This is a genomic window from Longimicrobium sp. (genome assembly GCF_036280135.1).
GTDB lineage: Bacteria > Gemmatimonadota > Gemmatimonadetes > Longimicrobiales > Longimicrobiaceae > Longimicrobium.
The window spans coordinates 1-8784 of the sequence record NZ_DASURI010000420.1; the positions used below are offsets into that span (position 1 = coordinate 1).

Sequence of the window (8784 nt, forward strand, 5' to 3'; positions counted from 1 at the left end):
GGCGCGGGTGTTCGGGATCACCGTGGACGGGATGAAGGGCGGCGCGGATGTCGGGCGCGCCTGAGCTGCGGGTGGTGGCGGTGGAGGACGAGCGCGAGCCCCTGGCGCGCGAGGCCCTGGAGCTGATCTCGGAGTCCATCGGCGACGTGCAGCCCGTGGACGACCTGCTTTCGGAGATCGAGGAGTGCCGGCGCGGCATGGCCACCGGCGGCGACTACCACCTGGTGGCCACGGTGGACGGGGACGGACGGCCCGTGGCGGCCGCGGCGGGGATCTGGCTGGAGGCGGTGAACGCCGGGTTCATCACCTACCTGGCCGTGCACGCCGACATGCGGGGGATGTTCCTGGGCCGCGAGCTGCGCGCGCACCTGGTGGACGCCATCCGCCAGGAGGCCCGGCGCAAGCGGGGCGCGGACCCCGCGTACGTCGTGGGCGAGGTCAAGCGCCAGAGCCCGTGGCTGCGCACGCTGGTGAGCGCGGGCGAGGCCATCCCCTTTGCGTTTCCCTACTTTCACCCCTGGATGCCGCGCCGCTCCGAGGGCCGCTACGTGCTGTACCGCGAGCCCATGGCCGACCCGCGCCCGGAACTGTCCGCGGACGAGGTGGTGCGGCTGGTGTACGCCATCTGGCGGCGCGCGTACCGCATCCGCTTTCCCCTGCAGAGCGACACGTTCTGCTACATGGTGCAGTACCTGGAGGAGCACGGCGTCATCGGCACGCACCCGGACTTCGCGGGCGAGCCGGATTAGACCGGCATCAGCCCCGCGCCCAGCGGGCCGCCCTCCACGCTCAGTCCGAGCTGCGTAAAGCGGCCCGAGGACGGGTGAAGGCGAAGACACGACATCCGCACGAAGTCGCCGGGACGTGTGCGGCCCAGCTCCTCCGTCATCTCGCGGCTGCCGGAGACCCTGCGGCCGTTGTATTCGATGACCACGTCGCCCACGGCCAGCCCCGCCCCGTGCCCGGCGGACGTCTCTCCCAGCTGGTACACGTACATTCCACCGCTCACCCCCAGCCGCCCCATGGCCAGGGTGAACGCCTGGGCCACGCGCGCGTAGTCCGCGGCCGCGGGGTCCGTGGCGCGGAACATCTCCCCGTACCGCGCGAACGCGGCAACGGCGTCCGCCACGCGCCCGAGCTGGCGGAGGGACACGGCCTTTCCCACCACCTGGCTCCAGGTGTCCGTGGGGCGGACCTCCAGGTCTTCCTCCAGGGCTTCATACGCACGCGCCGCCTCGTCGCGCAGGTGGGTCGCGTTCGCCAGCAGCTGCTCGCGCCGCCGCGCCAGTGCCGTCTGACGGCGAAGGCTCTCGTCCATGCGGCGCGACACCTCTTCCGCCGGGAGGAGCGCGGCGGGCCGCAGGTGCGTCAGGCCGGCCAGCCGATGCTCCACCTCTCCCCCGGAGGCGCCGATGGCGCGCAGCAGCACCAGGCCGGCAAGGTGGGCGCTTTCGCTGCGCGCCTCGAGCGTCTCGATGGCCAGCCCCACGCGCGCCTGGGCCTGGTCGCCGGCGTCGCCTTCGCCGTTTCGCGCGGCCTCGCCGAGCGCCGTCATCAACGCTTCGGTCGCCCATTGCACCTCGGCCAGCTGGTCGTAGAAAACGCGCACGGGTTGCACGTCGGCCTCGGAGTCTGCCAGCAGCTTGAGCAACGGGGCGCCGAACTCCGTGCGCAGCAGCGTTGCGTTCAGGGCCTGCCGCAGCGACCCGATGCGCTGCTCCGCGATCAGCCGGCGATACCCGGAAAGCGCCGCGTCTGCCACGGACGGCGCCAGCGCGCCTCGCGCGGTCCGCATGCGCTCGTTAAAGGCGTCCGGCCGCGTGGCCGTGAGCACCTGGCCCAGGCGCGCGTCCAGGGCGGCGAGGTCGCTGAGCACCTCGTTCACGATGAGGCGGGTTGCGCGTTCCAGGTCGCGCGGGGCAGGGGGGGCGCCGGCTCCTCCCGCCGCGCGCTTCATCACCACACGGGCCAGCTGCGGTCGCACCACGTCGGCGAACGTGGCGGCGGAAGGGTAGGTGAACACGAGCCCCTTTCCGTCCAGCTCCTCCTGGAAGGCCACCACGCGGGCGAGCTGGTCCGCCTCTTCGGAGCTCCGGGGGCGGTAGCCCTGCTGGGAGAAGTAGAAGAGGATGTCCACGCTGCCCCCGTGCTCCCAGGCGCCGTACGCGCGCCGAAACTCCTCTTCCGTGGCGGAGCCCGCCACCCCCGTGGGCTTGCCGAAGCGCCACCACATGATGCCGATGAAGATGTCGTAAAGGCCGATCTGCTCGCTGATGACGGCCTGCCGTCGCCCCATGGCGGGATGGGCATGCGTTTCCCAGGTGACCGGTTCCAGGACGATGCCCCGGTCGCCGCCCAGGGTAAGGTTCAGCTCGGCGATCACGCGTCCCAGCGCATCACGCTCCTGCTGCACGTCTTCTTCGGACGAGATGAAGATCCGAACCTTCTGTACGGGCTGGGACATGGACCAGGGCGGGTATCAAGGCAAGGACACGATTCGGCGGGAGACGTCGCGGGTCCGCCGCGATGCACCTGGAAGTGGAAGAAGCAGGGCGCGTGGGGCCGCGTCAAGACCGGCCGCGGACCGTCCCGGGTTCCGCGGGATCGTTTGCCAGCACGCCGGCGAGCTCCCGGCGCATGCGGGCCGTGTGGGTGCCTTCCCGGTAGACGCGGCCGCGGGACGCGCAGTGGTGCAGCGCCGCGTCGGACGCCGGCACGGCGGGCGGCACGCGGCCCGGCACCTCGTCCGGGGTGACGGACTGCAGCGGGTGGTTGCAGCGCGTGCAGCGCACGGCCCGCCCGGTCGCGAACCGCGCGCGGTCGTACGGCCGCCGGCAGCCGGGGCAGGGGACCGCGTCGCTCATCCGGTAATCCGCCGAAGAAAGCTCACGCGGGGGCTGCGTGAGGAGCAGGGCACCCGGTCCGTGCACGGACCGAAGTACGCTGCGCCCTCCGCGCTCCCGCGTGAGAAAGTGCAGGTGCCGTTCCCGCGCGGATCAGGAACCGGCGCGCAGCATGGCCACGATCTGCATGGCCCGCTGGTGGTGGTCGGCCACGGCGGGGCGCACGCGGTCGCGCAGCATGGCGGCCATCTCCGGGTCGCGCGTGTTGGGGATGAGCGTGGTGTCCAGCGCGTGCAGCGTCATCTCGTGCGCGCCCACCTGGTGAACCATGTAGGCCAGGTCGAACTGCGCGCCCTGCATGGACTGCAGCATCTGCAGGGTGGGCGGAAGGTGGCGCTTGAGGGTGCCGCTCCACGCGTTGTCCATGGGTGCCATGCCCTTGGCCTGCAGCATGGCGTTCATCTCGGACTCGAACTGCCCGTGCTGCGACACCATCATCTCCGCGAACTGGCGCACCTGCGGGTTCTGCGCGCGCTGCACGGCGAGCTGGCTGGTCTGGATCTCGTCCATGTTGCTGGACGAGGCCGACGCGGCCACGTTGGCGTCGCTGAACGCGTCCATGCTGCCGCCCATGGCGCCCGCCATGCCGGCGGAACAGGCCGGAAGCGAGAACAGGGCGGCACCCAGGCCCATGGACAGGATGCGGTTGCTGAGCTTCATACGTCCTCCAGTCGTGTTGACGAACCGGCCGGAACCCCCGCCCCGGCCGGGAAAAGCGGGCGCGGGGTTTTGCAAACCTTGAACCGAACGCTGTAACAGCGGTGATTCCAGAGATTTCAGGGAAACTGGACGCTTCGGGGGTGGCTTGGCGGCGGGGTGGTGGAGGACCGGTTACAGGGGATCCGGAACAACGGTTGTTTCCTGAGGCCCCCAGCCGCGTCCCGGCCGGAGCGAATGATGCTCGTTGCGGATCCAATTCGGTAATGGCCGTTCCCCAGCCGGAGCGAATGAATTCGCCGCTGGAAAGGCGCGAAGTCCGCCTGCGCGGACTGCCCCAGCGAGGGCCGTTGCGTGTGCACCGGGGCGGCGTTCGCGCAGTTGAAGCCTCGCGCAGTTTGCGAGGCTTTCCGCTGTCGTTGCGGCGGCTTTAGCCGCTCCGGCTGGACGGCGGCCCGCATACGAAAACGGGGCCCGCGCGGCGTGCGCGGGCCCCGTCGTCGATCGCCTTCGGCCGATCCGGCGGATCAGTAGGCTACGCCGAAGCGGCGGCCCACGTGGCGCGGGGTCTCGATCTCGTCCAGCAGGGCGACGGCGTAGTCCTCGTACGAGATCACGCTGTTGCCGCTCTCGTCCGTGAGCAGCTGGTCGTCCGTGGTGCGGTACCGGCCCGTGCGCTCGCCCGGCTGGATGACGGCGGCGGGGCTGACGAACGTCCAGTCCAGCCCCTTGGCCTCGGCGCGGTAGACGTCGAGCGACGCGCGGCCCTCCTCTGCCTCGGCCTTGTACGCGTCGGGAAAGCCGGGCGTGTCCAGCAGCGCCACGCCGGGTGCCACTTCCAGGCTCCCCGCGCCGCCGACGACGAGCAGCCGCTTGACGCCCGCCTGCCGCAGCCCGCCGATCAGGCCGCGGGCCACGTCCACGAGCGACGGCGCCTGGCCCGTGGTGCCCGGCCGCGGCGACACGGAGCCGATGACGGCGTCCGCGCCCCGCACGGCGGCGGCCACGCTGGCGGGATCCGTCGCGTCGCCCTGGACGAGCGACACGCGCGGGTCCGGCGCCTGCGCGCGCGACGGATCGCGCACCACGCCCACGACCTCGTGCCCGCGGCGGAGCGCCTCGGCCACGATCCGCTGCCCCACGTGCCCCGTGGCGCCGAACAGTACGATCTTCATCTGCCTCATCTCCCGTGTATGCGGCCCGGAATGAGCCGCGTGTCTGCACCCGGCCGTGGACCAGGGCTCCGAATCGATTGTCTGTATCCGCCGCGGTCGGGACGCGTGTCGGGTCACGATCGGATCCGTCCAGCATCGCGGAACCCGATATCGCGTCACGTGAAGTCCTCGCGGGAGGTCGCGAAGCCCGCGCCGAATCGCGTCCCCCCGCGCCGAATCGCGTCCCCCCGCGCCGTATCGCGTCCCCCACACCGAATCGCGGAGTCCTCGCCGGAGCGAATGAATTCGCCGCTGGAAAGGCACGAAGTCCGCCTGCGCGGACTGCCCCAGCGAGGGTCGTCGCGTGTGCACCGGTGCGTGCGGCGAGCCAGGCCCGCCGCCCGGGTGACGGCCGTGTTGGCGGTTGAAGCCCTGTTCGCAGAGCGCGTCGGCGCGAGACAGGGCTTCCCGCTGTCCCAGCGGCGGCTTTAGCCGCTCAGGCTGGATGCCGGCGCATCCGCCCGTCCCGCACCCGCCCGATCCGCATCCGCCCTTCCCGCATCCGCCCGATCCGCATCGGCCCCATCCGCCGTCCGTCCCGCATCCGTCCCGAACCCCGGCGCGTCCGTGGCGATCTCGATCAGCTGCCCGTCCGGCGCGCGGAACTGCACGGCACGGAAGTTCGTGCGGTCCATCACCTCCGACGCGTCGATGCCGTTCGACCGCAGGTGATCCAGCCACGCGGCCAGCTGCTCGTTGTCGCGCGCGCGGAACGCCACGTGGTGCGTTTGCCCCACGCCGCCCCGCGCCCGGTTCCAGTGCGGCGGAAAGCCGAACAGCGTCCACGAGCTGTGCGGGGCCACGGCCTGCCCGTCGTACGCGGCCCAGAAGTAGTGCAGCATGTCGGGGTCGTCGCGGTTGGTGGTCTTCTTGACCAGCCGCAGCCCCAGCGCCTGCTCGTAGAACTCGCCCGCGCGCACCAGGTCGTCCGTGATGGCGCTCACGTGGTGCGTGCCGCGCAGCACCATGTCGGGCGTGATGTCCGGCACGGGCTCGGGCCAGGTGAGCGCCGCGATGGCCGCCTCGTCGCGGTGCCCGCGCACAATGCGCTGCGGGGGAAACAGCATCTCCCGGCCCAGCGCGTCCGCCGGCTCGTCGATGGCGTAGCCCGGCCCGGCCGTGGCGATCTCCAGGATCTGCCCGTCCGGATCGCGAAAGTACAGGCTGGTGAAGTAGCCGCGGTCGTACGGCCCGCTCACGTGGGCGCCCGCATCGATCAGCCGCCGCTTCCACTGGAGCAGCGCCTCGTCGTCCGCCACGCCGAACGCCAGGTGGTGCACCCCGCCGATCCCCGGCCGCCCGGCCGGCGCCTGCCCCCAGTCCGTGATGCCGATGAGCGTGCCCGGGCGCCCGCCGTCCTGCCCCAGGAAGAGGGGGTCCGCGCCATCGCCGTCCAGCGTGCGATCCAGCAGGCTCAGCCCCAGCACGTCGCGGTAGAACGCCAGCGAGCGCGCCGCGTCGGACGAGACGAGCTCCACGTGGTGAAAGCCCTGCGTGATCAGCTCCATGGTGCCCCTCCTGGCGTTTGCACGCGCGCCCCCTTCCGCGTCCGTGCGGAAGGGGGCGCGCGCAAACCGTCTGCCGTACCGGCGCAGGCCGGATCCGAAAAAGCAGTTGTCTTCCTGAGGGGCCCTCGCGGACTCGACCGTGCCGGATGCACGGGCCCCGAAGGATCTCGCCGACCCGGCAAGGACCCTGTCCAGTGGCGAAGTCCCTGTCTCGCGAAGGAGATCCTTCGGTCGCGCCCGTGGTTCCGTGAGCGGGCGAATCCCGCGCGGGCGCTCCCTCAGGAAATCAACTGCAGATTCGGTTGATCAGGCCTTCACGGCCTCGACCTCCAGCGAGATCTTGATGTCGTTGCCCACCACCACGCCGCCCGTCTCCAGCGCCTGGTTCCAGGTGAGCCCGAACTCGCGCCGGTCGATCTTGGTGGTGGCGCTGAAGCCCGCGCGCTGGCCGCCCCACGGGTCGCCGCCGCGGCCCTCATCGCTCGTGTGCAGCACCACCTCGCGCGTCACGTCGCGGATGGTGAGGTTGCCGATGACGTCGAAGTGGTCGCCGTCACGCTCGATGCGCGTGCTCTGGAACTTGATGGACGGGAACGTGTCCACGTCAAAGAAGTCCGCCGAGCGCAGGTGGGCGTCGCGCTGCTCCTGCCGCGTGTTGATGCTGGTGACGTCGATCTCCGCCGTCACGCTGGACGCCGTGGGGTCCTGCTCGTTGAGCACGATGGTGCCCGTGACGGCGCCAAAGTGGCCGCGCACGGTGCTGATCATCAGGTGCTTGACGGAAAACTCCACCGTGGTGTGCGCCGGGTCGATGTTCCAGGTGCTCGTGGCGGTCGCGGCGTTCTCGGCAATGCTCATCTGCGTGTCTCCGTTCAGGTCGGGTTCGGGTTGGCCCCTCGGTACTTCGCGGTCGCGACCAGGCCCGGGCCGGATGGGTCCGCCGCGTTTTATTCGTCTGCTCTAATTCTTACTACTAAGATATAGGGGCCGTCAAGACCCTCATCCGTCCGTCCTGGGTGCGTCCGCCGCGTGGCGGCCCAGGGCGCGCAGCAGGGTGATGGCCTGCGCGCGCTGCTCGTCGTCCAGCCCGGCCATCGCCCGGTCGATGGCGACCGCGTGCTGGGGAAAGATCTCGCGGATGAGCGCCTCGCCCTCGGGCGTGAGCGCCGCGTACGCCGCGCGGCGGTCCGTGGGGCAGCGCCGGCGCTCCACGAGCCCCTTGGCCACCAGCCGGTCCACCAGGTACGTGACGCCGCCGCTGGTGACGAGGATCTTGCGCTGCACCTCGCCCAGCAGGAGCGGCCCCTTGTGGTACAGGGCCTCCAGCACGCCGAACTCCGTGACGGTGAGCCCGTGGCGCGCGATGTCGGACTGCACGTGGGCCTGCACGGCGTTGAACGCCCGCGACAGCACCACCCACAGCTTGAGCGCCTGCTCCGTGCCCGCCTCGTTCACGACTTCCGGCATGTCCTCCTCCGCGTGTCAGAAATCTTAGAACTAAGGTAATTCGCTCCGCGGCCCCCGTCAACCCTCCGCGCGTGCCGACGGGTAAGATGGCGGGGCGGGCGGGGGATCGTCAACCAGTTGGCGGCGTGCGCGTTGCGTGGCAGTCGCGCGGCGGCGCCCCGCGCGATACGTTCCCGCGCATCGCGACGGATCGAGGTGACGACAGACAGCGTGGAGCGAGCACCGTGACGACGCAGGAGCCCATCCTTTCCCACACCCGCGTGACGGCGAAGGACGCCCAGCCCACGCAGTGGCTGCTGATGCTGCACGGCATCTACGGCAGCGGACGCAACTGGGGCACCATCGCGCGGCGGCTGGTGGAGGCGCGGCCGCAGTGGGGCGTGCTGCTGGTGGACTTGCGCAACCACGGCGGCTCGCGCGGGTTCACGGGCCCGCACACGCTCCAGGCCGCCGCGGCGGACGTGGACCGGCTGGTGGAAAGCCTGGACTTTCACGCGGCGGCCGTCATGGGCCACTCGTTCGGGGGCAAGGTGGCGCTCATGTACGCGCGGCACCACGGCGGCGACGGCCTGCGCCAGGTGTGGGTGATGGACAGCACGCCCGCCGTCCGCGAGCCCGAGGGGAGCGCCTGGGGGATGATCGAGCTGGTGCGCGGACTGCCGCCGGAGTTCGCCTCGCGGCAGGAGGCGCTGGCGGCGCTCATGGGCGCGGGGCTCAACGAGGGGCTGGCGCAGTGGATGGCCATCAACCTGGAGCCGGCGGAGGGCCGCTACCGCTGGCGCATCGACTTCGACGTGATGGAGGAGATGCTGCGCGACTTCTTTCGCACGGACCTGTGGGAGGTGGTGGTGCACCCGCCGGCGGACCTGGAGATCCACTTCGTCAAGGCGACGGAAAGCCGCACGCTGGACGACGATTCCGCGCGGCGGGTGGAGATGGCGGGGGTGGCCAACGGGCGCGTGTTCCTGCACCTGCTGGAGGGCGGCCACTGGATCAACACCGACAACCCCGAGGGCGTCATCGAGCTCCTGCGCA

Annotated in this window: 9 protein-coding genes; 2 read left to right on the forward strand and 7 right to left on the reverse strand. The window is 71.2% G+C overall.

The annotated features are described in order from the left end of the window. Nucleotides 1-47: 47 nt before the first annotated feature. On the forward strand, nucleotides 48-749 hold the full coding sequence (locus tag VFZ20_RS13485) for a GNAT family N-acetyltransferase (RefSeq protein ID WP_329684414.1): 702 nt from the start codon (nucleotides 48-50) through the stop codon (nucleotides 747-749). Here the strand turns inward: VFZ20_RS13485 and VFZ20_RS13490 are convergent. The 7 genes from VFZ20_RS13490 to VFZ20_RS13520 form a co-directional block, all read right to left on the reverse strand. Then, the gene (locus VFZ20_RS13490; RefSeq protein WP_329684415.1) at nucleotides 746-2464 is read right to left on the reverse strand and encodes a DUF4062 domain-containing protein; all 1719 of its coding nucleotides are present in this window, start codon (nucleotides 2462-2464) and stop codon (nucleotides 746-748) included. The genes VFZ20_RS13485 and VFZ20_RS13490 overlap by 4 nt on opposite strands. Before the next feature lie 103 nt (nucleotides 2465-2567). Next, nucleotides 2568-2864, reverse strand: coding sequence for a Mut7-C RNAse domain-containing protein (locus tag VFZ20_RS13495; RefSeq protein WP_329684416.1), 297 nt, complete (start codon nucleotides 2862-2864; stop codon nucleotides 2568-2570). Nucleotides 2865-2996: 132 nt separating this feature from the next. Next, nucleotides 2997-3563 (reverse strand): DUF4142 domain-containing protein, encoded by a 567-nt coding sequence (locus tag VFZ20_RS13500; RefSeq protein ID WP_329684417.1) that lies wholly within the window; start codon nucleotides 3561-3563, stop codon nucleotides 2997-2999. 524 nt (nucleotides 3564-4087) lie between these two features. Further along, nucleotides 4088-4735: an NAD(P)-dependent oxidoreductase gene (locus VFZ20_RS13505; protein ID WP_329684418.1), complete on the reverse strand. Its 648-nt coding sequence runs from the start codon at nucleotides 4733-4735 to the stop codon at nucleotides 4088-4090. 467 nt (nucleotides 4736-5202) lie between these two features. Then, nucleotides 5203-6282, reverse strand: coding sequence for a VOC family protein (locus tag VFZ20_RS13510; RefSeq protein WP_329684419.1), 1080 nt, complete (start codon nucleotides 6280-6282; stop codon nucleotides 5203-5205). 306 nt (nucleotides 6283-6588) lie between these two features. Next, nucleotides 6589-7140, reverse strand: a complete 552-nt coding sequence (locus tag VFZ20_RS13515; protein ID WP_329684420.1) for a YceI family protein — start codon at nucleotides 7138-7140, stop codon at nucleotides 6589-6591. A gap of 141 nt (nucleotides 7141-7281) precedes the next feature. After that, entirely contained in the window at nucleotides 7282-7749 is a 468-nt protein-coding gene (locus VFZ20_RS13520) for a MarR family transcriptional regulator (protein WP_329684421.1), read from the reverse strand. A 224-nt stretch (nucleotides 7750-7973) separates the two neighbouring features. On the opposite strand from VFZ20_RS13520, the gene VFZ20_RS13525 reads away from it, so the two are divergent. After that, on the forward strand, nucleotides 7974-8784 hold an 811-nt coding region (locus tag VFZ20_RS13525; RefSeq protein WP_329684422.1), incomplete at its 3' end, for an alpha/beta hydrolase.